Origin of the sequence: Sphingomonas sp. Y38-1Y (genome assembly GCF_032391395.1) — a bacterium.
Classification (GTDB): domain Bacteria; phylum Pseudomonadota; class Alphaproteobacteria; order Sphingomonadales; family Sphingomonadaceae; genus Sphingomonas.
The window spans coordinates 2,082,693-2,107,670 of record NZ_CP135916.1 but is presented as its reverse complement, the minus strand read 5'-3'; the positions used below and the strand labels follow the sequence as shown (position 1 = coordinate 2,107,670).

Annotated in this window: 27 protein-coding genes; 18 read left to right on the top strand and 9 right to left on the bottom strand. The window is 68.0% G+C overall.

All coding sequences use genetic code 11. From position 1 onward, the window contains the following. Nucleotides 1–34 precede the first annotated feature (34 nt). From RS883_RS10075 to RS883_RS10015, 13 genes are all read left to right on the top strand, one after another. On the top strand, nucleotides 35–1,456 hold the full coding sequence (locus RS883_RS10075) for a hypothetical protein (RefSeq protein ID WP_315760075.1): 1,422 nt from the start codon (nucleotides 35–37) through the stop codon (nucleotides 1,454–1,456). Nucleotides 1,457–1,521: 65 nt separating this feature from the next. Continuing rightward, nucleotides 1,522–2,253 carry a hypothetical protein gene (locus tag RS883_RS10070; protein WP_315760074.1) on the top strand — a complete coding sequence of 244 codons (732 nt, stop codon included), beginning with the start codon at nucleotides 1,522–1,524 and terminating at the stop codon, nucleotides 2,251–2,253. 2 nt (nucleotides 2,254–2,255) lie between these two features. Continuing rightward, nucleotides 2,256–3,065 (top strand): hypothetical protein, encoded by an 810-nt coding sequence (locus tag RS883_RS10065; RefSeq protein ID WP_315760073.1) that lies wholly within the window; start codon nucleotides 2,256–2,258, stop codon nucleotides 3,063–3,065. Between the two features lie 23 nt (nucleotides 3,066–3,088). Beyond that, nucleotides 3,089–3,439, top strand: a complete 351-nt coding sequence (csgH, locus tag RS883_RS10060; protein WP_315760072.1) for a curli-like amyloid fiber formation chaperone CsgH — start codon at nucleotides 3,089–3,091, stop codon at nucleotides 3,437–3,439. Nucleotides 3,440–3,585: 146 nt separating this feature from the next. Then, the gene (locus tag RS883_RS10055; protein ID WP_315760071.1) at nucleotides 3,586–4,620 is read left to right on the top strand and encodes a substrate-binding domain-containing protein; all 1,035 of its coding nucleotides are present in this window, start codon (nucleotides 3,586–3,588) and stop codon (nucleotides 4,618–4,620) included. Nucleotides 4,621–4,626: 6 nt separating this feature from the next. Then, nucleotides 4,627–6,003, top strand: coding sequence for a phosphate ABC transporter permease subunit PstC (gene pstC, locus RS883_RS10050; RefSeq protein WP_315760070.1), 1,377 nt, complete (start codon nucleotides 4,627–4,629; stop codon nucleotides 6,001–6,003). Then, nucleotides 5,996–7,258, top strand: coding sequence for a phosphate ABC transporter permease PstA (gene pstA, locus RS883_RS10045; protein WP_315760069.1), 1,263 nt, complete (start codon nucleotides 5,996–5,998; stop codon nucleotides 7,256–7,258). Before pstC ends, pstA begins: the two co-directional genes overlap by 8 nt. Beyond that, nucleotides 7,258–8,031, top strand: a complete 774-nt coding sequence (gene pstB, locus RS883_RS10040) for a phosphate ABC transporter ATP-binding protein PstB (protein ID WP_315760068.1) — start codon at nucleotides 7,258–7,260, stop codon at nucleotides 8,029–8,031. Before pstA ends, pstB begins: the two co-directional genes overlap by 1 nt. A gap of 17 nt (nucleotides 8,032–8,048) precedes the next feature. After that, the gene (gene phoU, locus RS883_RS10035; protein WP_315760067.1) at nucleotides 8,049–8,723 is read left to right on the top strand and encodes a phosphate signaling complex protein PhoU; all 675 of its coding nucleotides are present in this window, start codon (nucleotides 8,049–8,051) and stop codon (nucleotides 8,721–8,723) included. A 10-nt stretch (nucleotides 8,724–8,733) separates the two neighbouring features. Further along, complete coding sequence (gene phoB / locus RS883_RS10030) at nucleotides 8,734–9,426, top strand: phosphate regulon transcriptional regulator PhoB (protein ID WP_096341467.1); 693 nt, start codon at nucleotides 8,734–8,736, stop codon at nucleotides 9,424–9,426. Between the two features lie 118 nt (nucleotides 9,427–9,544). Then, on the top strand, nucleotides 9,545–10,021 hold the full coding sequence (locus RS883_RS10025; RefSeq protein WP_315760066.1) for a hypothetical protein: 477 nt from the start codon (nucleotides 9,545–9,547) through the stop codon (nucleotides 10,019–10,021). A 220-nt stretch (nucleotides 10,022–10,241) separates the two neighbouring features. Beyond that, nucleotides 10,242–11,138 carry an SDR family NAD(P)-dependent oxidoreductase gene (locus RS883_RS10020; protein WP_315760065.1) on the top strand — a complete coding sequence of 299 codons (897 nt, stop codon included), beginning with the start codon at nucleotides 10,242–10,244 and terminating at the stop codon, nucleotides 11,136–11,138. Between the two features lie 31 nt (nucleotides 11,139–11,169). Beyond that, a complete protein-coding gene (locus RS883_RS10015; protein WP_315760064.1) occupies nucleotides 11,170–11,862 on the top strand; it encodes a glutamine amidotransferase in 693 nt (230 codons plus the stop codon). 3 nt (nucleotides 11,863–11,865) lie between these two features. On the opposite strand, the gene RS883_RS10010 is transcribed toward RS883_RS10015, so the two are convergent. After that, the gene (locus tag RS883_RS10010) at nucleotides 11,866–12,762 is read right to left on the bottom strand and encodes an AraC family transcriptional regulator (protein WP_315760062.1); all 897 of its coding nucleotides are present in this window, start codon (nucleotides 12,760–12,762) and stop codon (nucleotides 11,866–11,868) included. 144 nt (nucleotides 12,763–12,906) lie between these two features. On the opposite strand from RS883_RS10010, the gene RS883_RS10005 reads away from it, so the two are divergent. Beyond that, the gene (locus RS883_RS10005) at nucleotides 12,907–13,632 is read left to right on the top strand and encodes an SDR family oxidoreductase (protein ID WP_315760061.1); all 726 of its coding nucleotides are present in this window, start codon (nucleotides 12,907–12,909) and stop codon (nucleotides 13,630–13,632) included. Between the two features lie 56 nt (nucleotides 13,633–13,688). Here the strand turns inward: RS883_RS10005 and ahcY are convergent, their stop codons facing one another. The 3 genes from ahcY to RS883_RS09990 form a co-directional block, all read right to left on the bottom strand. Further along, complete coding sequence (gene ahcY / locus RS883_RS10000; RefSeq protein ID WP_315760060.1) at nucleotides 13,689–15,110, bottom strand: adenosylhomocysteinase; 1,422 nt, start codon at nucleotides 15,108–15,110, stop codon at nucleotides 13,689–13,691. 81 nt (nucleotides 15,111–15,191) lie between these two features. Next, nucleotides 15,192–16,007, bottom strand: a complete 816-nt coding sequence (locus RS883_RS09995; protein ID WP_315760059.1) for a sterol desaturase family protein — start codon at nucleotides 16,005–16,007, stop codon at nucleotides 15,192–15,194. 50 nt (nucleotides 16,008–16,057) lie between these two features. Then, complete coding sequence (locus RS883_RS09990) at nucleotides 16,058–16,630, bottom strand: YqgE/AlgH family protein (protein WP_315760058.1); 573 nt, start codon at nucleotides 16,628–16,630, stop codon at nucleotides 16,058–16,060. A 95-nt stretch (nucleotides 16,631–16,725) separates the two neighbouring features. Between RS883_RS09990 and RS883_RS09985 the strand changes: the two genes are divergently transcribed. The 4 genes from RS883_RS09985 (at nucleotide 16,726) to RS883_RS09970 (ending at nucleotide 20,325) form a co-directional block, all read left to right on the top strand. After that, a complete protein-coding gene (locus RS883_RS09985) occupies nucleotides 16,726–17,205 on the top strand; it encodes a peroxiredoxin (protein WP_315760057.1) in 480 nt (159 codons plus the stop codon). Nucleotides 17,206–17,263: 58 nt separating this feature from the next. Continuing rightward, complete coding sequence (locus RS883_RS09980) at nucleotides 17,264–17,614, top strand: hypothetical protein (protein WP_315760056.1); 351 nt, start codon at nucleotides 17,264–17,266, stop codon at nucleotides 17,612–17,614. Nucleotides 17,615–17,701: 87 nt separating this feature from the next. Continuing rightward, nucleotides 17,702–19,135: an AMP nucleosidase gene (locus RS883_RS09975; RefSeq protein ID WP_315760055.1), complete on the top strand. Its 1,434-nt coding sequence runs from the start codon at nucleotides 17,702–17,704 to the stop codon at nucleotides 19,133–19,135. A 59-nt stretch (nucleotides 19,136–19,194) separates the two neighbouring features. Beyond that, entirely contained in the window at nucleotides 19,195–20,325 is a 1,131-nt protein-coding gene (locus tag RS883_RS09970; RefSeq protein ID WP_315760054.1) for an SDR family oxidoreductase, read from the top strand. 92 nt (nucleotides 20,326–20,417) lie between these two features. Here RS883_RS09970 and RS883_RS09965 read toward each other — a convergent pair whose 3' ends face one another. The 5 genes from RS883_RS09965 to RS883_RS09945 all read right to left on the bottom strand — a co-directional run bounded on the left by RS883_RS09965 (nucleotide 20,418) and on the right by RS883_RS09945 (nucleotide 24,912). Then, a complete protein-coding gene (locus tag RS883_RS09965; RefSeq protein ID WP_315760053.1) occupies nucleotides 20,418–21,185 on the bottom strand; it encodes an alpha/beta fold hydrolase in 768 nt (255 codons plus the stop codon). 31 nt (nucleotides 21,186–21,216) lie between these two features. Next, nucleotides 21,217–22,242, bottom strand: coding sequence for an aspartate-semialdehyde dehydrogenase (locus RS883_RS09960; protein ID WP_315760052.1), 1,026 nt, complete (start codon nucleotides 22,240–22,242; stop codon nucleotides 21,217–21,219). A 119-nt stretch (nucleotides 22,243–22,361) separates the two neighbouring features. Next, nucleotides 22,362–23,156, bottom strand: coding sequence for an SDR family NAD(P)-dependent oxidoreductase (locus RS883_RS09955; RefSeq protein ID WP_315760051.1), 795 nt, complete (start codon nucleotides 23,154–23,156; stop codon nucleotides 22,362–22,364). Nucleotides 23,157–23,167: 11 nt separating this feature from the next. Further along, nucleotides 23,168–23,662, bottom strand: coding sequence for a hypothetical protein (locus RS883_RS09950; protein WP_315760050.1), 495 nt, complete (start codon nucleotides 23,660–23,662; stop codon nucleotides 23,168–23,170). Next, nucleotides 23,659–24,912, bottom strand: coding sequence for a TetR/AcrR family transcriptional regulator (locus RS883_RS09945; protein ID WP_315760049.1), 1,254 nt, complete (start codon nucleotides 24,910–24,912; stop codon nucleotides 23,659–23,661). Before RS883_RS09945 ends, RS883_RS09950 begins: the two co-directional genes overlap by 4 nt. Between the last annotated feature and the right edge of the window lie 66 nt (nucleotides 24,913–24,978).

Sequence of the window (24,978 nt, the reverse complement as noted above, 5' to 3'; positions counted from 1 at the left end):
CCGCCGGCATCGCTCCGGATTTGAAGGATCGATCATGAAGACCATCATTCTTTCGGGCGTCCCGGCGCTCGCCATGTTCGCCGCCGCCCCCGCAATGGGCCAGAGCAACTCGACGGTGACGCAGACCGGGTCGAACAGCAGCGTCGAGGTCACGCAGGGCGCGAGCGGCGGCAAGAACAGCTCCGTCGTCACGCAGGCCGCGACGAACGGCAGCAGCGTGACCGTCAACCAGACGGCGACCGCCGGCGCGACCAACGACTCGCTCGTCAACCAGGCGGCGACCGCGTCGAACAGCGAGACCCTCGTCTCCCAGACGGGTGCGGGCAATGACTCGGACGTCGACCAGCGCGGCGATGCCTCGCTCGTCGATGTGACGCAGGACGGCACCGCCAACCAGTCGACGGTCTTTCAGGGCGCGCTAAGCGCCAATGTCCGCACGACCGTCGACCAGACCGGATCGCGCAACAGCTCGGACGTGGGCCAGATCGGCGTGTCCTCGACGATCGACGTCGTGCAAAGCAACGACAATGCCGGCACGCTCGGCAACAGCTCGACCGTCGACCAGGCCGGCGCCTTCTCGTCGGTCAACGTGACCCAGGATGGCGAGCGCAACGAATCGACCGTCGACCAGCTCGCCGGCCTTGCCGACGTCACCGTCGACCAGCAGGGCGAAGGCAATGTCTCCGACGTAACGCAGGCGGGGCTCGGCAGCTTCGTCGACGTCCAGCAGGACGGCATGACCAACACCTCGAACGTGCTGCAGGTCGGCGCCGGCTCGACCGTTGACATCATGCAGATCGGTACGGACAACGGTTCGGAGGTCGTCGGGCTCGCCGATGGATCGGACGCGGTCGTGAGCCAGACCGGCACCGGCAACCGCTCGGAAGTGTCGCAGGCAGCGGCGCGCCAGCGCACGCAGGTGTTCGGGCCGATCTATGCCAACCTGCCTGTTAACGAGAACGACTCGGCCACCGTCTCGCAGACCGGCGCCGATCACCAGTCGACGATCAGCCAGTATGGCCGCGACCAGACGGCCAGCGTGACGCAGACGGGCACCGGCAACCGGTCGATCGGCTCCGGTGCCAGCCCTGTCGGCATCATGCAGATCGGCCGGAACCAGGTGGCGACCGTCGTGCAGGGCGGCTCGGACAACCGCTCGGCCGTCATGCAGGGCACCGGCCAGACCGACATCATCCTCGCCTCGTCGAGCCGTGACAACGAAGCGACCGTCACGCAGACGGGCGTCGGCGGCACGTCGTTCGTCTCGCAGGACGGCCTGAACAACTCGGCCGAGCTGACGCAGGGCGGCATCCTGAACGAGTCGACGATTGTTCAAAACGGCACGGGCGTCGCCAACAGCGCGGTTGTGATGCAGGGCCTGTCGGGCAACATCTCGTCGGTCAGCCAGAACGGCGGCGGCCATGTCGCCACCGTCTCTCAGAACGCAGGCATGTAAGGCCCAGCCTGTCGGCGGGGCATCCCTGCCCCGCCGGCATCGTTCTGCTTTCTAGGAAACCGCTCATGCGCCGCATCCTGATCCTGCCCGTCCTGCTCTTGGCCGCCCACCCGGCAATCGCGGCGAACGACAAGACGCCGCCCGGTTCTCCCTGTACCAAGGGCAACGGCAATCCGTGCGGCGGCAACAACGGCAATGCAGGGGCACAGGGCAATAGCGGGCATGGCCGACCCGACCCCAGCGCGGTCGATCCGAAACCGGCCAACGATTTCGCGATCGCCGTGCCGATGGTCCGCGACCGCAGCGCCTTCATCAGCCAGGTGGGCGAGGCCAACTCGGCAGCGATCGCACAGACCGGCGCGGCCAATTATGCGCGCATCCGACAGAACGGGACCGACAACCGCGCCTCGACCCACCAGAGCGTCGCGGTCGGCTATGTCGACCTCGCCCAGTCCGGGACCGACAACGTCGCCGCCATCACGCAGGGTGGGGTCGGCGACGCCGTCCACATTGCTCAGCAGCAGGGCGCGGGCAATCGCCTGACCGTCACCGCGCGCGCCACCGGCGGGGATGTTGGCGCGATCATCGCTCAATCGGGCAGCGACAACGCGCTCGCGCTCGACCAGGATGGCGACGACAATCACGCGCGCCTCGTCCAATCGGGCGACGGCAATCGCATGAACCTGGTGCAGCAAGCCTCGAACAACAGTATCGAATGGACGCAGGTCGGCGACAATCTGGCCGGATCGCTCGTCCAGTCGGGCAATCAGGCGATCCGCGTCACGCAGACGCGCTGAGGATGAAAGACGCGATGGCACAGGCGATGTTTAGATCGGCGCTGGTGACGACCGCGGTGCTGCTCGCGCTGGCGCCGCTCGCGCTGGCGCAGTCGGATGACGACAAGGGCGTGCCGGAGATGCCCGCCCCTTCGCGTGGCAATGCCACGGCGCATGTGGGTGTCGACCAGATCACGTCGGCGCGCGCCGCGGACGCCAAGGGCGCGTCCACCGACGACGGTTCCGACCCCGCCGCTCCCCCACCCCACAACGCCGAACAGCCGGCACAGGTCGGCCGGGTCGGCGACGGCGTCCCCACTCCGCAGATCAGCCGCTCGACCCCCGAAACGGGCACTGCCCAGCTCGCGCCCCGCGACCGGTCGGCGGAAGCGGCAGCCTCGCTGTCCAGCCGCCGCGACAGCCGCCCTGCGGGCACCGTGCGGCTGGAGGGTCGCGACCGCTGCGACGACGCGGCAGCCGGCGACCCGGCCTGCGCCAGCGTGATCGAGACGCGCGCGGCCAGCTATGACGCGCCCGAGCGGCCGACCCTGTCGCCCGAGCAGCGGCTGCTCGTCGATCAACGCGTGCGCACCGCGCCGGACGGTCCGCTGAATGCGGCGCAGCGGCTCGGCAACAACGCGATCGATCCCGCGGCGCCCGGCGACCAGGTGATCGCCTCGGTCGCGCTCGCCCCGACCCCCGCCCCTGCCGAAGAAGGCCGACCGGGCGCGACGCTCGACGATGTCGATCGGCAGACGCTCGACCTGATCGGTGCGCTGGTCGAGGGGCTGGGCGTCACCCCAACCGGGCCGATCGTTCGTCCTCCCCAGTAATCGCCGATCCAAGAGGTGCCCGCATGAGCCCGCTCGCCATGATCGCCATCGCCGCTGCCGGCCTCGCCACCGGAGCCAGCCATCCGCCGCCGGACCGGCCGGTCCGGTTGGTCGTCGATCGATCCGATACCGACGTCACCATCCGCGTCGTCGGGCGATGGGAAAAGGCCACGCGCGTCAGCTACATGCTCGAGACCACCAACCGCAGCGGTGGCAACCGTACGCGGCAGCGCGGCAATGCGGAGCTCGCCGGCAATCGCGACACCGTCCTCCTGACCGCGCGCCTCGGCCAATCGGCCGCCCGCGACTGGCAGGCGACGCTCGACGTCGAGTGGGAGGGCGGCACCTATCAGATCGAGCGGGCGGCGCCCTAAGCGCTACCTTTCCCCGCCTGCGCCCGAATACGCACCCTCGTCCCGTCGCCCGTGTCATCAAACCGCAACGTCAATGCAACAAAGGGCCACCGATCGGATGCTAGCGGCTTCAGACCGCCTTCCCAGGCATCCGGGGGACCGTGCCGATGTTTCGACCTCTTGCCCTGGCGGGGTTCATCGCCCTTGCGCTCGCCGCGTGCGACGAGGGCGGGGCCGCGCGTAATGAGATCCGGATCGTCGGATCCTCGACGGTCTATCCCTTCACCACCGCCGTCGCCGAGCAGTTCCGCAACAAGCGCCCGGACCGCAAGGCACCGGTGATCGAGGCGACCGGCACCGGCGCCGGCGTCAAGCAGTTCTGCGCCGGCATCGGCCCGCTATATCCCGACATCCTCAATGCCTCCCGCCGCATGAAGAAGTCGGAATATGAAAGCTGCGCGGCGAACGGCGTGACCGAGATCGTCGAGATCCAGGTCGGCCTCGACGGCGTCGCCTTTGCCGAATCGACGCGCGGTCCCGACCTGTCGCTCGGCCGCACCGACCTTTACCGCGCGCTCGCGGCGTTTCCCGGGGGCAAGCCGAACACCTCGCGCTTCTGGTCCGACGTCAATCCGGGCCTGCCGCACATCCCGATCCAGGTCATGGGTCCGCCCGCGACCAGCGGCACGCGCGACGCGCTGGCCGAACTGATCCTGGCGCCGGCGTGCGAGGCGCTGTTGCCCGGTGCCGCGGCGTGGAAGGAGAGCGATCCCGATCGCTTCGCCCGGACCTGCACGCGCGTCCGCGACGATGCGGCCTATGTGGACTCGGGCGAGAACGACAATCTGATCGTCCAGAAGCTCGACGCCAATCCGAACGCCATCGGCATCTTCGGCTTCAGCTATCTGGAGGAGAATGCCGACCGGCTGGACGGCGTGCCGATCGACGGGATCGAGCCCACCTATGAGACGATCGCCACCGGCCGCTATCCGGGCGCGCGTCCGCTGTTCATCTATGTCAAGAAGCGGCACCTGAAGCCCGTTCCCGGGTTGGCCGACTTCCTCGCCGACTATGCCGCCGCTTGGGGCCCCGACGGCCCGCTGGTGCGCAAGGGCATGATCGCGGCGCCCAGCGCGGTCCGCGCCGCCAGTGCACGGATCATCGAACGCGGCACCACGCTCGATCCAGCGGGGCTCGAGTAACCGGCAATGTCGTCGTCGGCGCTCTTCTTCCTCGTCATCGGTCTTGCCCTGATCGGCTGGCTGACCGCGCGTGCGCGTGCGGTGCGGATGCAGGGCAGCGGCAGCGACCGGCTGCATTCGCTGCCGGGCCAGCATGGCTGGTACGTGGCGATGTGGGTCGCGGTGCCCGCCTTCGTCTTCCTCGCCTTCTGGGGCTGGCTCAGCCCCCAGCTCGCGCGCGAGGGGGTGCTCGCCAGCCCGCAGGCCGCCGGCCTGCCGAGCTTCGCGTTCGAGCGGTCGGCAATCCTGGCGGAGGCACGCGCGATCGCGCGCAACCCGGGGCTCGGCGCCTTCAATCCGCAGTCAGAGCTGCTGGCGCCCGTCTATCGCACCTATCTGACCCGTTATGCATGGGTCGGCACCGCCATCGCGCTGGTGCTCGCCTTTGCCGGTGGCGCCTATGCCTTCAGCCGCATCGCGCCGGCGTTCCGCGCGCGGTGGCGGGTTGAGCGCGGGGTGATGCTGATCCTGCTCGTCGCCAGCCTGATCGCGATCCTGACGACGCTCGGCATCTTCGTGTCGCTGCTGGTCGAAAGCGCGCGGTTCTTCTCGATCGTGCCAATCACCGATTTCCTGTTCGGCACGCGCTGGAGCCCGCAGGTCATCAGCGCGACCGATCCCGGCGCGGAGCTGGGCGCGGTGCCGCTGTTCTGGGGTACCTTCTTCATCGGCGCGGTGATCGCGATGGTCGTCGCGATCCCGCTCGGGCTGATGAGCGCGATCTACCTGACGCAATATGCGGCGCCGCGCGTGCGCCGCTGGGTCAAGCCGATGCTCGAGATCCTCGCGGGCGTGCCGACCGTCGTCTATGGCTATTTCGCCGCGCTCACCGTCGGGCCGGCGATCCGCCAGTTCGCCGTCGCGATCGGGCTTCCCTATGCCAGTTCCGAAAGCGCGCTTGCGGCGGGACTGGTGATGGGCGTGATGATCATTCCGTTCGTCAGTTCGATGGCCGACGATGCGCTTGCTGCGGTGCCGGGGGCGATGCGCGACGGCAGCCTGGCGATGGGGGCCACCCGGTCGGAGACGATCGCCCGCGTGTTGATGCCCGCCGCGCTGCCCGGCGTGGTCGCCGGCATCCTGCTGGCGGTCAGCCGCGCGATCGGCGAGACGATGATCGTCGTCATGGCCGCCTCCGGCGCGGCGACGATCAGCCTCAATCCCTTCGACAGCGCGACCACCGTCACCAAGCAGATCGTCGACCTGCTGACCGGCGAGGCCGAGTTCGACAGCCCCAAGACACTCGCCGCGTTCGCGCTGGGGCTGACGCTGTTCGTCATCACCTTCCTTCTCAACATCGTCGCGCTGCGCGTCGTGAAGCGGTACCGGGAAGCGTATGAGTAAGGCCGCCACCCCGAACCGCGCGCCGACCGACTGGCGCGCCGCCGCGATGCAGCGGCGCATCCGCCGCCGCTATGCGGCCGAGCGGCGGTTCCGCTGGCTGGGGCTCGGCGCGGTGAGCCTGTCGGGCGCGTTCCTTGCGTTTCTCCTGTGGACGATGGTGTCGAACGGCCTCGGTGGCTTTTCGCGGACGGAGGTCAAGCTGCCGCTCGACTTCCCGGCGATGTCGCTCGACGTCGTGCCCGAGCAGTTGAACCGGGCGGGCGCCGATCTCGCCCTTGCCGGCGCGGGGCTCCAAAACGCGGTCGGTGTAGCGGCGGTGCAAGCGTTCGGCGACGATGGCGAGCGCATCATCTCCGAAAGCGCGTGGGTCACGGTGCGAGAGGCGATCAAGGCCGATCCGACGATCCTGTCGCGCCGCGTGACGATCGCCGTTCCCGCGGCGCCCGGCATCCACGACGCTTATACCGGCGACGGGCGTGCCGACGACAAGGCGGCGGTGGCGCGGCTCGCCGGAGCGCTGACCCGCGGCTTCAACTGGACGTTCCTGAGCGGCGCGGATTCGACCGACCCGTCGAATGCGGGCATCTGGGGCGCGCTGAAGGGCTCGATCCTGACGATGCTCGTGACGCTCGGCCTCGCCTTCCCGATCGGCGTGCTCTCGGCGATCTATCTCGAGGAATATGCGCCCCGGAACCGCTGGACCGACCTGATCGAGGTGTCGATCAACAACCTTGCCGCCGTCCCCTCGATCATCTTCGGCCTGCTCGGCCTTGCGGTGTTCCTCGGCACCTTCAACATGCCACGGTCGGCGCCGGTCGTCGGCGGCCTGACGCTCGCGCTGATGATCATGCCCGTCATCGTCATCGCCGGCCGCAACGCGATCAAGGCGGTGCCGCCGTCGATCCGCGACGCCGCGCTGGGCGTCGGCGCCAGCCGCGTGCAGGTCGTCTTCCACCATGTCCTGCCGCTCGCGCTGCCCGGCATCCTCACGGGCACGATCATCGGCATGGCGCGGGCGCTGGGTGAGACCGCGCCGCTCCTGATGATCGGCATGCGCGCCTTCATCGCCACGCCGCCCGAGGACCTGACCGACGCGGCGACGGTGCTGCCCGTCCAGATCTTCCTCTGGTCCGATCAGGTGAGCCGCGGCTTCGTCGAAAAGACGTCGGCGGCGATCATCGTCCTGCTCGTCTTCCTGCTCGCGATGAACGCGCTCGCCATCTACCTCCGCAACCGTTTCGAGACCCGCTGGTGATGCACGCCCCTGCCCCCTCCCCCAAGATGTCCGCGCACGGCGTCAACGTCTTCTATGGCGCCAAGCAGGCGATCAACGACGTCTCGATCGATGTCGAGATGGACCATGTCACCGCCTTCATCGGCCCGTCGGGCTGCGGCAAGTCGACCTTCCTGCGCACCCTCAACCGCATGAACGACACGGTCGCGAGCGCGCGGGTCGAGGGCGACATCCGCCTGGACGGCGAGGACATCTATGCCCCCGCGATGGACGTGGTGCAGCTTCGCGCCCGCGTCGGCATGGTATTCCAGAAGCCCAACCCGTTCCCCAAATCGATCTACGAGAACGTCGCCTATGGCCCCCGCATCCACGGGCTGGCGAACGGCAAGGCGGAGCTGGACCACATCGTCGAACGCTCGCTGACCCGCGCGGGGCTGTGGGGCGAGGTCAAGGACCGGTTGGCGGACTCCGGCACCGCGCTGTCGGGCGGGCAGCAGCAGCGGCTGTGCATTGCGCGCGCGATCGCCGTCGACCCCGAAGTCATTCTGATGGACGAGCCGTGCAGCGCGCTCGATCCGATCGCGACGGCGAAGATCGAGGAGCTGATCCACGAACTGCGCGGCCGCTATGCCATCGTCATCGTCACCCACAACATGCAGCAGGCCGCGCGCGTCTCTCAGCGAACGGCCTTCTTCCACCTGGGGACTTTGGTCGAATATGGCGTGACGTCGGAGATCTTCACCAATCCCCGCCAGGAACGCACCAAGGACTATATCACCGGCCGCTACGGCTGAGCCGGACAGGAATCGACATGAACGAGCATACGGTCAAGGTTTTCGACGACGAGCTGGGGCAGCTTCGCGGACTGGTCGCCCAGATGGGCGGCCTCGCCGAGGAGGCGATCGAGTGCGCGGTCGAGGCGCTGGTGCGCCACGACCTTCAGGCGGCGGCGCGCGTGGTCGAGGGCGACCGCCGCATCGACGCGCTGGAGAGCGAGGTCGAGCGGCTGGCGGTCCAGCTCATCGCGCTGCGGGCGCCGATGGCCGACGACCTTCGCGAGGTGCTGACGGGCATGAAGTTCGCCAACACGCTCGAACGCGTCGCCGACCATGCCAAGAACATCGCCAAGCGCGTGGTCGAGATCGACCAGTCGGTGCATATCGAGCCGATGTCGGTGCTTCCCGCGATGGCCGACGTCGCCGCCGAGATGCTCCACGACGTGCTCGACGCCTTTGCCGCGCGCGACACCGCCGCCGCAAAGGCGGTGTGCAAGCGCGACCAGGTGGTCGACGATCTCTACAATTCGATCTTCCGTGCGCTCGTCACCTTCATGATGGAAAATCCCAAGTCCATCAGCCAGGCGGCGCACCTTCTCTTCATCGCCAAGAATCTCGAGCGCATCGGCGACCAGGCGACCAACCTGGCCGAAATGGTCCATTACGCCGCCACGGGCGAGCGGATGGGCGAGCGCGAACGTGCCAGCTGAAAGGACGACGATGGCCCGGGTCAAGATGTTGCTGGTCGAGGATGATGCGGCGCTTGCCGAACTGCTCGCATGGCATTTCAAGCGCGAGGATTTCGAGGTCAAGCAGACCCCAGATGGCGAGGAGGCGCTGCTGCTCGCCAAGGAAGCGACGCCTGACATCGTCCTCCTCGACTGGATGGTCGAGGGGTTGTCGGGGATCGAGGTCTGCCGGCGCCTTCGCCGGATGCCCGAGACGGCGAACGTGCCGATCATCATGCTGACCGCGCGCGGCGAGGAGGAGGATCGCGTCCGCGGGCTTGAGACCGGCGCCGACGATTATGTGACCAAGCCCTTCAGCCCCCGCGAGCTCGTCGCGCGCGTCGGCGCGGTACTGCGCCGCGTGCGGCCGGCGCTGGCCGGCGAGCAGCTGACCTATTCGGACATTGAGATGGACACGGTCGGGCACAAGGTTCGCCGCGGCGGCGAGGTGATCCCGCTCGGCCCCACCGAATTCCGGCTTCTCAAGCACTTCCTCGAGCACCCCGGCTGGGTGTTCTCGCGCGAGCGGCTGCTCGACGCGGTCTGGGGCCATGACAGCGACATCGAGAGCCGGACCGTGGACGTCCACATCCGCCGGCTGCGCAAGGCGATCAACGTCGGCGACAAGCCCGACATCATCCGCACCGTCCGCTCGGCCGGCTACGCACTCGACGCGGGCAATTGATCGGCATCAAAGCGCGTCGGAGACGTACCTTTACCGAAACAAAGGAAACCTTCCTCGCGCCGGGCGTTCACCGGCCGACGCGCGCGACGAGCGCGTTTGGACACGAGGAGAGTTCTTGATGAAGCTCATCGCCATGACCGCCGCGCTGGCCCTTGCCAGCGCCGGCTACGCCCAGCAGACCCCGCAGTCGACGCAGCCCGGCCAGGTGCAGCCCGACGCCAACACCCCGCCGCCGACCGACCCCAACGCGCCGGCGCCGACCGACACGATGCAGAACGATCCGGCCGCGCAGCAGCAGCCGGGCATGGCCGGCCAGGCCGGTGCGCCGATGCAGAACCAGCCGATGCAGAGCCAGCCGATGCAGGCGCAGGGCGGCATGACCGGTGGCCAGCCGATGGCCGCGGGCGGTGAGACGCCGAAGGGCGGCTACATGCCCTCGACCCCGCCGCTGTCGGGCACGCCGACCGCCGGCGCGACCGTGCGCGTCCAGCCGTCGATGTCGCCGGACCAGGCCTTCCCGCCGCCGGCGCCCAAGGCTGAATACCCGATCTGCAAGAAGGGCCAGACCGACGGCTGCCGCCAGCGCGGCGGCTGATCGACGCCCGATCGCTGATCGAGAAGAGGCCTCGGCGAAAGCCGGGGCCTTTTTCGTGCCAGCCGTCATCCCAGCGAAGGCTGGGATCTCCCGGTTGCAGCGGGATGCGCCAACCGCGAGCGATCCCAGCCTTCGCTGGGATGACGGATTAAACCGGGTCTTGCCACCGCCGCTTCCCCACGACACCGTGCGGCGACAGATCGTAACGAGGGATACCGCCATGACCATCCGCTTCGACGGGCGCACCGCCATCGTGACCGGCGCGGGTGGCGGACTCGGCCGGGCCTATGCGCTCGAACTCGCGCGACGCGGGGCGGCGGTGGTCGTCAACGACCTTGGCGGCGCGCGCGACGGCACCGGGGCCTCTGCCGCGGCTGAGGCGGTCGTGGCGGAGATCGTAGCGGCGGGTGGCCACGCGATCGCCGACGGCGGCGACGTCACCGATCCGCAGGCGATGACGGCAATGGTCGAGACGGCGCGCGAAACCTTCGGCAGCGTCGACATCCTCATCAACAATGCCGGCGTCTTGCGCGACAAGAGCTTCGCCAACATGATGCCGGACGATTTCGCATTCGTGCTGCGCGTCCACCTGATCGGATCGGCAACCGTCACCAAGGCGGTGTGGGAGACGATGCGCTTCCAGCGCTATGGCCGCATTCTGATGACCGCGTCGTCAAGCGGCCTGTACGGCAATTTCGGCCAGGCGAACTATGGCGCCGCAAAGCTCGGTATCGTCGGCCTGGCCCGCACGCTCCACCTGGAGGGCGCGAAATACGGCATCCACGTCAACTCGATCGCGCCCACCGCGGGCACGCGCATGACCGAGGATATCTTTCCCGCCGAAGCGTTCGCGCGCTTTACGCCGGAGAGCGTCGCCCCCGCCGCGCTCTTCCTCGTCAGCGAGAACGCCCCCTCCAACATGATCGTCGGCGCCGGCGCCGGCGCGTTCCAGGCCGCGTACATCACCCTGACCGAAGGCGTCGCGCTGTCCGGCGCAGACCTCTCGCCCGAGGGTGTCGCGGCGCACTGGTCGGCGATCACCGACCGCTCGCGCGAGCGGGTGCCGCAATCGGGAATGGAGCAGGCCCAAGCAATTCTACGCCTGCTGACGGCTTGATCGCGCCGGGCGCGGCGTTAGCCTGAACCCCATGAAGCGCGCCCTCGTCATCCGCCACACCCCCTATGAGGGGATCGCCGGTTTCCGCCAGCCCGTCGAGGCGGCCGGTTACGAGATCGACCGCGTCGACGTGACCGCGCCCGAATTCGCGGCGACCGACTTCCTGTCACCCGACCTGGTCGTGCTGATGGGCGGGCCGATGGGTGTCTATGAGCGCGACGCGCATCCCTGGATCGAGCCCGAGATCGCCGCGCTGGCCGAGCGGCTCGACCGCAACCTGCCCGTGCTCGGCGTCTGCCTGGGCGCCCAGATGATCGCCGCTGCGCTCGGCTCGCCGGTCTATCCGGGGCCGGTGAAAGAAGTGGGCTTCGCGCCGATCGAGCTCAACGAAGCGGGCCGCGCCTCGCCCGTCCGCCACCTTGCCGGCGTACCGGTGCTCCACTGGCATGGCGACACGTTCGACCTGCCGGAGGGCGCCGAGCTGCTCGCCTCGACAACGCACTACGCGCATCAGGCGTATCGACGCGGGCGGGAACTGCTCGCGCTGCAATGCCATCCCGAGATGGGCGAGGACGAGCGCTTCGCCGAGTGGATCGAGGATGTCGACTATCTCGCGCTGGCGGGCACCGATCCCAACGCGATGCGCGCCGCGCACGACGCGAACGGTCCGCGCGCGGTCGCCGCCGGACGCCGCGTCGTCGCGGAGTGGCTGACCGGCCTCTGACGGCTAAGCCGCCGCGGCGCGCTCGCCCGCGACCAGCAGCCGCTCCACATCCTCGCGCGGGGGTGCGCCGAACAGGCGGCGATATTCGCGGCTGAACTGCGACGGACTGTCATAGCCGACGGCGAACCCCGCCGCGCCCGCTGCTTTGCCCTCGACCAGCATCAGCCGCCGCGCTTCCTGAAGCCGGAGCTGCTTCTGGTATTCGAGCGGCGTCACGCGGGTAATCGCGCGGAAATGCGCGTGGAGCGACGACGCGCTCATCCCCGCCACCGCAGCGATCTCCTCAATCCGGACGGGTTCGGCGTAGCGTTCCCGGATCAGCGCGATCGCGCGCGCCACCTGGCGAAGGTGAGTGTCGCCCGCGACGAGGTTGCGCAGCGTGCCGCCATGCGGACCCGCGAGCAGCCGCCACAGGATCTCGCGTTCGATCAGCGGCGCAAGCACGGGCATCGCGTCGGGCTCGCCGAGCAGCCGGACGAGCCGCGCCACCGCATCGATCAGCGCGCCGTCGCTCGGATGCGCGGCGAGCACGGGTGCCGCGTCGCCGCGGACCGGCCGCTGCGTTTCGAGGACCAGGTCGGCCAGCACGCGCAGATCTAGGTCGAGCTTGCAGCAGAGATAGGGCCGCTCGGCCGACGCATCGATCACCCGGCCGACGATCGGCAGGTCCACCGACACCACCAGGAAGCGCGACGCGTCATAGACGAGCTCCAGATCGCCCAGCGCAACGCATTTGGAGCCTTGCGCGATCAGGCAAAGCGACGCCTCGTACACCGCGGGCACCGGCATCGTCGGTGCATCCCCGCGGATCAGCCACAATCGCGGGATCGCCGTCGCCTGGATCCCCTGTTCCGGGGAGTGGCGCAGCATGAGCGCGGCGAGATCGTCGATCGTGTCCATGCCGCTGCTATCCTTCGCCGGCACTCGACGCGCAACCCGCGCCGGTCACGATCTGGAGGATCGTGCAACACTCGCGCTCGATCCATCTAACGCGGGCGGCCATCCCTGCCCCACATCGCGGTCCTCGGAACAACGGAGGAACCCATGACCGACCTGTCGAACCAGACCATTCTCATCACCGGCGCGTCGAGCGGTATCGGCGAGGCGGCGGTACGCGAACTCGCCGCCAAGGGTGCGACGCTCTTCATCGGCGCGCGGCGCACCGACCGGCTCGAAGCGTTGGCGAAGGAGCTCGGCGACCATGTTGCCTGGCAGGCGCTCGACGTCACCGACGCCGCCAGCTTCGCCGCGTTCGCCGACGCGGCCGAGGCGCGGTTCGGGCGCATCGACACGCTCGTCAACAATGCCGGCATCATGCCGCTGTCGCCGCTCGCGGCTTGCCGTGTCGAGGATTGGCGCCGGATGCTCGACGTCAACGTGATGGGCGTGCTCAACGGCATCGCCGCCGTGCTGCCGCGTTTCATCGCGCAGGGAAGCGGGCACGTCGTCAACGTGGCGTCGGTGGCGGCGCACAACGTCTATCCGACCTCGGCGGTCTATTGCGGCACCAAGTTCGCGGTGTGGGCGATCAGCGAGGGGCTGCGCCTAGAGCACAACAACATTCGCGCGACCGTGATCTCGCCCGGCGTCGTCTCGACCGAACTCGGCCACGACATCGCCGATCCGTCGATCCAGTCGGCGCTGGTCGAATGGCGCAAGGGTTCGCTGACCCCCGATGCGATCGCCCGCGCGATCCGCTTCGCGGTCGAGCAGCCGGACGGCGTCGACGTCAACGAGATCGTCGTCCGTCCGGTCGACACCGCACTCTGACACGAAAAGGGGCGCGGTCGTCGCCGACCGCGCCCCTTCCCTTCGATCGCTATCGATCAGTAGCGATAGTGATCCGGCTTGAACGGACCCTCGATCGGCACGCCGATATAGCTCGCCTGCTTGCTCGTCAGCTTGGACAGCTTGACGCCCAGCTTCTCCAGGTGAAGCGCCGCGACCTTCTCGTCCAGATGCTTGGGCAGGACGTAGACCTTGTTCTCGTACTTCTCGCCGGCCGTCCACAGCTCGAGCTGCGCCAGTGTCTGGTTGGTGAAGGACGAGGACATGACGAACGACGGGTGGCCCGTCGCGCAGCCCAGGTTCACCAGGCGGCCCTTGGCGAGCACGATGATCTGCTTGCCGTCCGGAAACTCGACCAGGTCGGTGCCCGGCTTCACTTCGGTCCACTTGTAGTTCGACAGCGCCGCGATCTGGATCTCGCTGTCGAAATGGCCGATGTTGCAGACGATCGACATCGGCTTCATCGCCTTCATGTGATCGGCGGTGATGACGTCGGCATTGCCCGTCGCGGTGCAGAAGATGTCGGCGCGGGTCACCGCTTCCTCCATCGTCACGACCTCGAACCCTTCCATCGCGGCCTGAAGCGCGCAGATCGGGTCGACCTCCGTCACCATCACGCGCGCGCCGCCGTTGCGGAGCGACTGGGCCGAACCCTTGCCCACGTCGCCGAAGCCGGCGACGACCGCGACCTTGCCGGCCAGCATCACGTCGGTCGCGCGGCGAATCGCGTCGACCAGCGATTCCTTGCAACCATAGAGGTTGTCGAACTTCGATTTGGTGACGCTGTCGTTGACGTTGATCGCGGGGAACGGAAGCTCGCCCTTCTTGGCGATCTCGTACAGGCGGTGGACGCCGGTGGTCGTCTCTTCGCTGACGCCCTTCAGGTTCTTGACCGTTTCGGTCAGATAGCCGGGCTTCTTCGCAATGAACGCCTTCAGCGCGCGCTGGAACTCGACCTCTTCGGCGTTCTCGGGCTCAGGTAGCGTCGCGCCGGCTTCGAGCTTGGCGCCCCACAGCGCGAACATCGTCGCGTCGCCGCCATCGTCCAGGATCAGGTTGGCGGTCTGGCCTTCGACCTCATGGTCCCAGCTAAAGATGTCGCCGACATAGTCCCAATATTCGGCCAGGCTCTCGCCCTTGACCGCGAACACCGGCACGCCGGTCGCGGCGATCGCGGCGGCGGCATGGTCCTGCGTCGAGAAGATGTTGCACGTCGCCCAGCGCACGTCGGCGCCGAGCGCGGTCAGCGTCTCGATCAGCACCGCGGTCTGGATCGTCATGTGCAGCGAGCCGGTGATGCGCGCGCCCTTCAGCGGCTGCGCGGCGCCGAACTCCTCGCGCAGCGACATGAGGCCCGGCATCTCGGTCTCGGCGATCTTGATCTCGGCGCGGCCGAAATCGGCAAGCGCGATGTCCTTGATGACATAGTCGGTCGTCTCGAGGACGGGGGCGGTGGCCACGGTCAATCTCCTGAATCACGATTAGCGTGCCGCCCCGTAGCGCGATCAGCCGCGCAACGCAAACTCCATATAAAGATATCTTTATATGTGCGTGAGCATCGCTGGAGCGCTCGTTTGAAGCTTGGGAAAGCGCCATGGCAAACTGACCCACTCGCCAACGCTGCGCGGCTGGTCGAGTTCAGCGATGCCCGTATCCGGCCACTCGTCCGTTCGCGGCATCCACGCGGTCCCGAACAGTCGGTCCCAGAGCGTCGTGAACGCCCCGAAGTTCCGATCGAAATGCTGCGGGTCGACCGAGTGGTGGATGCGATGAAAGCGATTGTCCACCAGGACTGCCGCGATCGGACCGAAGTGAAGTCGTGACGCGCTGTGGATCAGCCAGCTTTGTGCGGCGACCAGCGCGACGACGATCGTCGGTGCCGCTCCACTATCGGCGACGACCAAGCTCATCGGCAGGATGATAAGGATCGACTGGACGACCGGCTCGCTGACATGATGATAGGCGTTGACCGTGTTGAGTTCGCGAACCGAATGATGGACCGCGTGCCATCTCCACAGGAACCGATGCTGAAACCGGTGACACCAGTAGAAGAAGAAGTCGTAGAGGGCGGTGGTCGCAACCGCTACGGCGATCACGATCCACAGGCTGGCCGAACCGACATCGACCCGGAGCAACGGCCGCACCCCGGCCGACTGCCACAACGCGTCGAAAGCCAGGTCGACGGCGACGGAGACCGGAAACCACAAGCCCCAAAAGATCACGCCGGGAATCCGTCCGATAAGGCTTTGCCGCTCGCGCGGAAAGGCGAGTTCCAGCGCCGTGAAGGCGGCGAAAGCAAAGGCGGCGACGTGCCAATGCGCGGCCACGCGGGTTACCAGGAGCTCGATCACGTCCACGCGATCGGGCTACGTCGACGGTCTAAACGAACCGTTAAATCGTACTAGATTCAGGCATTTCCAGCCGATATCGTCAAGAGTCTGGAATCGATTCCCGCCATGGTGAAGCCTTGTTCCCAACGCTTGTCGGGTTCGACATCGTACAGCAGCGCCTCGTCACCCGCCGTGTTGAACCAGCCGTGGCGGGTCATCTCCTCATCGAGTTGTCCCTCGCCCCACCCGGCATAGCCGAGCGCGACGATCCACCGCGCCGGCCCCTTCCCCTCGGCGATCGCGCGCAGCACGTCGACCGTGCCCGACAGCGCCCAGCGGCCCGCGACGTCGACGGTATCCTGCCCGCTCCAGTCGACGGAGTGGACGATGAAGCCGCGCCGCGGTTCGACCGGGCCGCCGAAATGGACGGGCACCGCGGGCACGCCGTCGGTCGGAATCTCGAACTGTTCGAGCACGTCGTGGAAGGTCAGCCCGTCGATCGTCGCGCCGATCCCGATGCCCAGCGCGCCCTCCTTGTCGTGGGCACACATCGCGATCACCGCGCGCTCGAACCGGGGATCGCCGATGCCCGGCATCGCCAGCAGGAACTGGCCGGTGAGGAAGGGACTGGACGAAACGGACACTGACATGACGTCAGAACCCTAAGCAGCCGACTTGCGATCCGCAAATGCTTGAAAAACTCGCGCCGGCGCCCAAGCTGCCGGGCCGGACATGGGAGATGATGATGACGATCAAGGTTGGAGAGCGACTGCCGGAGGCGAAGCTGGTCAAGGTCGGCGCCGACGGGCCCGAGCAGATCAGCTCGGCCGACTATTTCAAGGGTCGCCGCGTTGCGCTGTTCGCGGTACCGGGCGCGTTCACGCCGACCTGTTCCGCGCGCCACCTGCCGGGCTTCGTCGATCGTGCCGAGGAGCTGAAGGCCAAGGGCATCGACGAGGTCGCGTGCACATCGGTCAACGACGCCTTCGTGCTCGGCGCCTGGAGCAAGTCGAACGACGCGTCGGCGGTGACGATGCTGGCCGACGGCAATGGTGACTTCGCCAAGGCGGCGGGGCTCGAAATGGACGGCAGCGCCTATGGCATGGGCACGCGCAGCCAGCGTTACGCGATGATCGTCAACGACGGCGTGGTCGAGCAGATCCATGTCGAGCAGCCGGGCGAGTTCAGCGTCAGCTCGGCGGACCATCTGATCGAGCAGCTTTAAAGCCGAACCGGAACTGTCGCGGGGGTTGGTTGTTGCAGACGCGAAAGGAGATTTCGCGATGACCACCGACACCGCGCAGGATACCGCCGACGAGACTAAGGCTACCGTGAAGGACAAGGCGCAGAAGGCGACCACCGCCGTCAAGCAGGCGGCCAATGACGCCGCCGAGAAGAGCCGCACCGTCGCCAAGAAGGCGGCGAAGCGGATCGACGAGGCGACGGAAACGACGGTCGATTCGGCCAAGCGTCACCCGGTCGCCGCCGCGGCGATCGCGGTCGGCACGGCGGCGGCGGTCGCGGGTGCTGCCTTCGGCGTCACCAAGCTGGTCGAGAAGCGCAAGGAGGCGACCACGCCGCCGCGCAAGCGCAAGCCTGCCGCCCCCAAGGCGAACGGCACCGCCAAGGACTGATCCGACACGGCGCGCGGCGGCCCGGCTGCCGCGCGCCTGTCAATTCGCTGACTTGCCAGCGTCACGTCGGCGCTTTAGCCGTCCAAGATGACAACGGCAGAATCGATCGTCGCCGAGCTTGATCGGCTTTACACCGCCTCCGTCTCGCGCCTGAAGCAGGCGCTTGAGACCTATCTCTCCACCGGCGAAGCGCCAGCGCCCGAGATGCGCAAGGACGGCAGCTTCGCCTATCCCGAGATCCGCGTCCGCTATACCGGCGGACCCGACCGCCCCGCCCCGCCGCGCTCGTTCGGCCGGCTCGTCACTGCGGGCGACTATCGCATCAGCGTGACCAAGCCCGCGATGTTCGGCGACTATCTGACCGAGCAGTTGACGCTGTTGGTCGAGGATTATGATGTCGAGGTGAAGGCGGTCCCCGGGCGCCAGGAGATACCGTTCCCTTACGTCCTCGACCCCGGCCACGCGCTTCAGCTCGACGAGGTGTCCGCCTCCGAGCTTGCCCGCTGGTTTCCCGCGACCGAGCTGGCGCATATCGGCGACGAGATCGCCGATGGCCTGTGGGTCAGTCTGGACGGGACGCGCCCGCTGGCGCTGTTCGACGGTCTGCGCACCGACTTCAGCCTCGCCCGGCTGCGCCACTATACCGGCACGCCGACCGAGCATGTCCAGAAGTATATCCTGTTCACCAACTATCACCGCTATGTCGACGAGTTCGTGCGCTGGGGCACCGAGCAGCTCGGCAAGGGGCAATATACCGCGCTGTCGGGCGCGGGCGGCCTCTATCTGAAGCCCGGCGCCGACCCCACCGACCATGTCGCGGACAGCGCGTGGCGCCGGCACCAGATGCCCGCCTATCACCTGATCGCGCCCGATCGCAGCGGCATCACGCTGGTCAACATCGGCGTCGGCCCGTCCAATGCCAAGACGATCACCGACCACCTTGCGGTCATGCGGCCCGAGGCGTGGCTGATGATCGGCCACTGCGGCGGGCTGCGTCCCAGCCAGCGCATCGGCGACTATGTGCTTGCCCACGCCTATCTTCGCGACGACCACGTCCTGGACGAGGTGCTGCCGCCCGCGATTCCCGTGCCCGCCATCGCCGAGGTGCAGCAGGCGCTCGCCCGCGCGGCGCAGACGGTGTCGGGTCAGTCGGGCGACGAGCTCAAGCGTCGCCTGCGCACCGGGACGATCGTCACCACCGACGATCGCAACTGGGAACTGCGCTTCTCCGCCTCGGCGCTGCGCTTTTCGCTCAGCCGCGCGGTCGGCATCGACATGGAATCGGCGACGATCGCGGCGCAAGGCTATCGCTTCCGCGTCCCCTACGGCACGCTGCTATGCGTGTCGGACAAGCCGCTCCATGGCGAGCTCAAGCTGCCGGGCCAGGCCAACCGCTTCTACGAGCGCGCGATCAGCGAGCATATGCGGATCGGCATCGAGACGGTCGAGGAACTCCGCCGTGAGGGCGGCAAGCTCCACAGCCGCAAGCTGCGCGCCTTCAATGAGCCGCCGTTCAGGTAAGGGATAGCATCCACGGTTAACGCGTTGAGCGATCGGACCTTTCCCCGGGAGCTCACGCCATGGCCGTCACCTTGAAGCCGCTGTCCGACCAGACGATCGTCATCACCGGTGCCTCGTCGGGCATCGGCCTCGCCACCGCGCGCCGCGCCGCTCGCGAGGGCGCGCGCGTGGTGATGGTCGCGCGCAACGAGATGGCGCTGCGCGAAGCGGCCGAGGCGATCTCGCGCTCCGGCGGCAAGGCGGCGTGGATCGCGCTCGACGTGGCGGAAGAGGATGCGCCGCAGCGGATCGGCGCGCTCGCCGACCAGCGGTTCGGCGGGTTCGACACCTGGGTCAACGACGCCGCCGTGGCGCTCTATGCGCCGCTGATGGAAACCGACATGGACGAACATCGCCGCGTGTTCGAGGTCGGCTATTTCGCGCTCGTCCGCGCCTCGCGCTACGCGGTCGATCGGCTGAAGGATCGGGGCGGCGCGCTCATCAATGTGGGCTCGGTCCTGTCGGAGCGCGCGATCTCGCTCCAGGGCACCTATTCGGCGATGAAGCATGCCGTGCTCGGCTTTACTGAGGCGCTGCGCACCGAGCTGGAGGGCGACGGCGTGCCGATCTCGGTGACGCTCATCAAGCCGACCGGCATCGACACGCCCTATCCCGAACATGCCCGCAACAAGCTCGACAAGCCGGCGCGCATCCCGCCGATCGTCTACGACCCCGAACTGGTCGCCAAGGCGATCTGCTTCGCCGCGAGCCACAAGAAGCGCGAGCTGACGGTCGGCGGCGGCGGGTTCATGATCTCCGGGCTGGGCAACGCGATGCCGCGCATGACTGACCTGATGGTCGAAACGGTGTTCGGCAAGCCCGCGCAGACGATCGACACCCCGCCCGAGCCGGGTGCCGCCGACAACCTCTTCGAAGCGCGCAAGGACGGGCGCGAGCGGTCGAACAAGGACATCTATGTCCGCCGCACCAGCCTGTCGCTGGAGGCGCAGATGCGCCCTGCGGCGACCGCGGCCCTGGTCGGCGGTGCGGCGGCGGCGCTGTGGCTCCTGCTCCGTCCGACGAAGCTGGGCGACGGCACGCTGAACGGCGGCGCGCACCAGGCCGACGGGACGGACTCGTCGCGCTCCTGGCAGGCCGGCATCGCCGACGAAGGCACGATCCCGGAGCGTGAGCCGGTCGCGATGAGCTGAGTATCTCGTCACCCCGGACTTGATCCGGGGTCCCGCTATCTCTGCCGTGGAAAGGAAGCGGGACCCCGGCTCAAGGCCGGGATGACGTTGACTTACTTCGCTGCCAACCACTCCGCCAGCGCATCGCCAAGCTCCGGCTTGGTCACCGCGCTCATATGGCCGCCCGGCACTTCCTTCAGCGCCGCACCCGGGATCGCCGCCGCCAGCTCGCGGTGCGAGCCATTGTCGTCATCCTCTTCGCCCGCCAGCACCAGCGTCGGCTGCGTGATCGCCGCAACGCGCTCCGGCGCGGTGTCGACGAAGGTGTCGAGGATGTGGCGCAGCGCCACCGGGTCGCCCTTGGTCGTCTTGAGGAACGCCTCGACCATCCACTTGGGCGACCCCCGCTCGAACGTGCCGAGATTGTCGAGGATGCCGCGGAAGTGCCCGCTACGCCGGTCGGTGTCGATCAGGCCCTCATAGCCCATGCCGACGAAGATCACCTTCGCGGGCGCAGTCACCTTCGCCCGATCGAGCACCCGCATCGTCGTCCGCGCGCCGAGCGAGTAACCGCCGAGATCGTAGTCGGTCAGCCCCAGCTTGGCGATCAGCGCCTCCGCATCCTCGGCCAACACGTCGGGATAGTAGGCGGCGGCATCGTGCGGCCGGTCGCTCTGCCCGTGCGCACGCAGGTCGGGCATGATGACGCGGTAGCCCTCAGCCGCGACCTTGCCCGCATGCCCCCACCGCATCCAGTTGACGTCGGCGCTCGACATATAGCCGTGGATCAGCACGATCGGCCGCCCCTCGCCCAGTTCATGCCACGCAAGGCGCGTGCCGTCGGCCGCGGTCAGGTGCTGCATCGTCGATTGATCGGTCATGGCGCTGCTCTAGCCGGGCAGCGCCCGTCCGTCAGCCCTTCTTCAGATGCCGGCGTCCCAGCAGCTCGGCGATCTGCACCGCGTTCAGCGCCGCGCCCTTGCGGAGATTGTCGCTGACGCACCAGAAGGCGAGGCCGTTGTCCACGGTCGAATCCTCGCGAACGCGGCTGACGAACGTGGCATAGTCGCCGACGCACTCGATCGGCGTGACGTATCCGCCGTCCTCGCGCTTGTCGACGAGCATGATGCCCGGCGCCTCGCGCAGGATGTTCTGCGCCTCCTCGGCCGAAATCTCGCGCTCGAACTCGACGTTCACCGCTTCCGAATGGCCGACGAACACGGGCACGCGGACACAGGTCGCGACGACCTTGACCTTGAGATCCAGGATCTTCTTGGTCTCGACGACCATCTTCCACTCTTCCTTGGTCGACCCGTCGTCCAGGAAGCTGTCGATGTGCGGAATGACGTTGAAGGCGATCTGCTTGGTGAACTTCTTGGGCTCGGCCTGGTCGCCGACGAAGATGTTGCGGCTCTGCTCGAACAGCTCGTCCATCCCCGCCTTGCCCGCGCCGGATACCGACTGATAGGTCGCGACGACGACGCGCTTGATCCCGGCGGCATCGTGCAGCGGCTTGAGCGCCACGACCATCTGCGCGGTCGAGCAGTTCGGATTGGCGATGATGTTCTTGGCCGTATAGCCGTCGATCGCCTCAGGATTCACCTCGGGTACGATCAGCGGCACGTCGGGGTCCATGCGATAGAGCGACGAATTGTCGATCACGACGCAGCCCGCCGCCGCGAACCGGGGCGCATGGATCTTGGTCGCGTCGCTGCCGATCGCGAACAGCGCCATGTCCCAGCCGGTCGGATCGAAATGCTCGATATTCTGGATCTTCAGCTTGCGGCCGGTCTCGCCATATTCGGCTTCCTCGCCGACCGAGCGGCTGCTTGCCAGCACCGCGATCTCGTCGGCCGGAAACTCACGCTCGGCGAGGATGTTGAGCATCTCGCGCCCGACATTGCCCGTCGCGCCCGCGACGACGATCCGATAACCCATGGTCCGCAACTTCCTGTCGTACATGCCCTTGCCGGGCACAAGAAAACGGCTGCCGCTTTAGGGCCTGAGCCCGCGAAGGGAAGCGATTTTCCGGTTTGCCGCGGCCAAGCGCGGCTTCGTCAGGTCGCAACCTGGCCGTATCGCTGGCGCGTGACCGGGTGGCTGGTGGAAAGCCCGCCATCGACCGCGATCGCCTGCCCGTTGAGGTAGCTCGCCGCATCGCTGGCGAGGAACAGCACGACCCCGGCGATCTCGTCCGGCACGCCCGCACGCCGCAGCGGATTGAGCGCGCCGATCCGATCCTCCGCCCCGCGGTCACGCGCGCGGTCGAACAGCACCTGCGTCATGCCCGTCTCGATCAGGCCGGGACATACGGCGTTCACGCGCACGCCCGATCCGGAAAGCTGCTGCGCGGCCGTCTGGGCCAGGTTGATGACGCCAGCCTTCGACGCCGAATAGGCCGCGCCGCCGGCCCCCGACCGGAGCCCCGCGACACTGGCGGTCAGCACGATCGCGCCGCCGCCCCGCTCGGCGATGCGCGGCGCGGCATGCTTGATCGCCAGGAACGGGCCGATCAGGTTGATGCGCAGGATCTCCGCCCAGTCGCCGGCGCTCTGGTCGAACAGGCCGGTGAGCCCGCCCGAGATGCCCGCATTGGCGTGGACGACGTCGATCCCGCCATGGGCCTCGATCGCGCGGTTGATCAACGCGCCGACCGCCGCCTCCTCGCCCGCGTCCATCGTCACGCCAAGTGCCCGGCCGCCTGCATCCGCGATCGCCGCCGCCGTCGCCTCAGCGCCGTTCAGGTCGGCGCAGGTCACCGCCGCCCCCTCCGCGGCAAAGCCGATCGCGGTGGCGCGGCCGATGCCCGACCCCGCACCCGTGACGATCACCGACTTGCCCGAAAAGCGCATGGCCTTCTCCCTCAATCCTCGACGGCGCAGCCCTTCGCCGCTTGCAATCCGCGCAGGTAGCCGCGGCGCGCGACGCCCGCTTCCTTGGCGCGCTCCAGCCGCCGCTCCGATGCAGCAGCGCCGCTGATCTCCCGAACCAGCCCGCGGAAGGGGATGATCGTGTTGACGACGAACCGCCCGCCCGCCTCTGCATAGCGGCCGGCGCTCCCCTTCTCGTCGCGCTTGCGGTCCAGGTCGGGGCCGAGCTCCGCCGACAGGGCGCCGATCTCCGTCGCGATCGCGGGACAGGTCTCGGCCGTGTCCTGGCGGTACGGAGCCTCCGTCGCGTTCTGGAGCACCAGCGGGATCTCACGCTTGCCAACGCCGACATCGCGCGCGGGCTGGCTGGCGATGTCGCCGGCTTTCTTGAGCGCACCATCCTGTGGCGGGGCGAGGGTCAGGACGAGGGCGGCGAACGGGATCACGTCGGTCTCCAACGATGGGCTGATCCCGGCCAATCGCGTCACCTTGACGCCGGTTCCTTGATGGCGCGATCGTCGAACATCCCGAACATCAGCGTCGAGGCATAGAGCGCCACGGCGCGGTCGCGCGGCATCGTCCGCGACCAGCTCCGCATGTCGAACGCGGCATTCTGGAGCGCCATCAGCGCCTGCGCGGCGATCAGCGCGTCGACGGGGCGGCACGACCCTTCCGCGACGCCGTCGCTGATCGTCCCGGCAAAGCGGCGCGCGATCCGGTTCGACCGATCCATCATCACCTGGCGCACGCCGATCGGCAGCCCCGACAGCGCCGTCGTGCGTAGCAGCGGCCCCGCGTCCGAGAACTGGCTGTCGAGCAACGTCGCGACGGTGCTCGACAGACGGTGCCAGTGACTGCCCCCGCCCGCATCCGCCTCTCGCTGCGCACCGGCGATCGTCTCGAAACTGCGCGCATAGCATTGCGTGACGAGGTCGTCCTTGGCGTCCAGATGGTGGTAGAAGCTGCCCTTGGTGACGTTCAGCTCGCTCGCGATCCGCTGCACCGACGCCCCGCGATAGCCGAGCTCGTTGATGAGGCGGGTGGCGGCGAGCAGGAAATTCTCGCGGCTGGACCGCGTCGCGCCGTGAGTGAGGTCGAGCAGCGACGGCGCCCATTCGGCACCCGGTCCCGCAAGGCCGCCCGCGAGCAGGTCCATCAACCGCGCCTCGACACGGGGCAACTGGTCGCTGTCATAGCGATCGAGCCATGCGGTCAGCCAGAAGCTGTTCTCCAGCAGCACGTGCGCCCGCGCGCCATTGAGGTCGGTATGCGCGCGCGTCGGCATCGGCCCGAACAGCTGGCGCGTCCGCCGGAACACCTCCCGCCACCGCCCCAGCAGCGCGCCCTTGGCCGGCTCGTCCATCGCGCGAAGGTCGGAGAGCACCGCGACCGCGGCCTCGCTGCCCGCACGCACCCGCGTCAGCCGCGCAAAGGTCAGCGCCACGAACCGCGCGACGCGATCCTCCGGCGTCGCCTGTTCCAGCGCGTCGTCCAGCGTCGCCAGCAGCGTGTCGATCGTCTGGTCGAACGCGGCAGCCGCCAGGTCTTCCTTGCGCTTGAAATAATAGGTGACGCTGGTGGTGTTGAGCCCCACGCGCCGCGCCACGTCGGCAAAGGTCATGCCCTTTGCCGATTGCTCGTTGATCGCTTCGGCCGCCGCCGCGAGGATCGCGTCGCGCTTGGCCTGAAAGCGTTTGGTTCCTTCGCCCGCGCGGGCGACCCCCTCGATCGCGCTCATCGCCAAAGCTTAGCGCGTGGTTTTCGAAGATACAGTGTTTTTTGTGCGGCCGCTGCAATCGCTGTT

Excerpts from the sequence above, each read along its gene's own strand:
- pstA (WP_315760069.1), top strand. The coding sequence starts at position 5,996 with ATGAGTAAGGCCGCCACCCCGAACCGCGCGCCGACCGACTGGCGCGCC.
- pstC (WP_315760070.1), top strand. The coding sequence starts at position 4,627 with ATGTCGTCGTCGGCGCTCTTCTTCCTCGTCATCGGTCTTGCCCTGATC.
- phoB (WP_096341467.1), top strand. The coding sequence starts at position 8,734 with ATGGCCCGGGTCAAGATGTTGCTGGTCGAGGATGATGCGGCGCTTGCC.
- RS883_RS10075 (WP_315760075.1), top strand. The coding sequence starts at position 35 with ATGAAGACCATCATTCTTTCGGGCGTCCCGGCGCTCGCCATGTTCGCC.
- RS883_RS09980 (WP_315760056.1), top strand. The coding sequence starts at position 17,264 with ATGACCACCGACACCGCGCAGGATACCGCCGACGAGACTAAGGCTACC.
- RS883_RS10070 (WP_315760074.1), top strand. The coding sequence starts at position 1,522 with ATGCGCCGCATCCTGATCCTGCCCGTCCTGCTCTTGGCCGCCCACCCG.
- RS883_RS10005 (WP_315760061.1), top strand. The coding sequence starts at position 12,907 with ATGACCGACCTGTCGAACCAGACCATTCTCATCACCGGCGCGTCGAGC.
- phoU (WP_315760067.1), top strand. The coding sequence starts at position 8,049 with ATGAACGAGCATACGGTCAAGGTTTTCGACGACGAGCTGGGGCAGCTT.
- RS883_RS09985 (WP_315760057.1), top strand. The coding sequence starts at position 16,726 with ATGACGATCAAGGTTGGAGAGCGACTGCCGGAGGCGAAGCTGGTCAAG.
- RS883_RS10015 (WP_315760064.1), top strand. The coding sequence starts at position 11,170 with ATGAAGCGCGCCCTCGTCATCCGCCACACCCCCTATGAGGGGATCGCC.
- RS883_RS10065 (WP_315760073.1), top strand. The coding sequence starts at position 2,256 with ATGAAAGACGCGATGGCACAGGCGATGTTTAGATCGGCGCTGGTGACG.
- csgH (WP_315760072.1), top strand. The coding sequence starts at position 3,089 with ATGAGCCCGCTCGCCATGATCGCCATCGCCGCTGCCGGCCTCGCCACC.
- RS883_RS10025 (WP_315760066.1), top strand. The coding sequence starts at position 9,545 with ATGAAGCTCATCGCCATGACCGCCGCGCTGGCCCTTGCCAGCGCCGGC.
- RS883_RS09990 (WP_315760058.1), bottom strand. The coding sequence starts at position 16,630 with ATGTCAGTGTCCGTTTCGTCCAGTCCCTTCCTCACCGGCCAGTTCCTG.
- RS883_RS09955 (WP_315760051.1), bottom strand. The coding sequence starts at position 23,156 with ATGCGCTTTTCGGGCAAGTCGGTGATCGTCACGGGTGCGGGGTCGGGC.
- RS883_RS09975 (WP_315760055.1), top strand. The coding sequence starts at position 17,702 with ATGACAACGGCAGAATCGATCGTCGCCGAGCTTGATCGGCTTTACACC.
- RS883_RS10055 (WP_315760071.1), top strand. The coding sequence starts at position 3,586 with ATGTTTCGACCTCTTGCCCTGGCGGGGTTCATCGCCCTTGCGCTCGCC.
- RS883_RS09970 (WP_315760054.1), top strand. The coding sequence starts at position 19,195 with ATGGCCGTCACCTTGAAGCCGCTGTCCGACCAGACGATCGTCATCACC.
- RS883_RS09960 (WP_315760052.1), bottom strand. The coding sequence starts at position 22,242 with ATGGGTTATCGGATCGTCGTCGCGGGCGCGACGGGCAATGTCGGGCGC.
- RS883_RS10020 (WP_315760065.1), top strand. The coding sequence starts at position 10,242 with ATGACCATCCGCTTCGACGGGCGCACCGCCATCGTGACCGGCGCGGGT.
- pstB (WP_315760068.1), top strand. The coding sequence starts at position 7,258 with ATGCACGCCCCTGCCCCCTCCCCCAAGATGTCCGCGCACGGCGTCAAC.
- RS883_RS09965 (WP_315760053.1), bottom strand. The coding sequence starts at position 21,185 with ATGACCGATCAATCGACGATGCAGCACCTGACCGCGGCCGACGGCACG.
- RS883_RS10010 (WP_315760062.1), bottom strand. The coding sequence starts at position 12,762 with ATGGACACGATCGACGATCTCGCCGCGCTCATGCTGCGCCACTCCCCG.
- RS883_RS09945 (WP_315760049.1), bottom strand. The coding sequence starts at position 24,912 with ATGAGCGCGATCGAGGGGGTCGCCCGCGCGGGCGAAGGAACCAAACGC.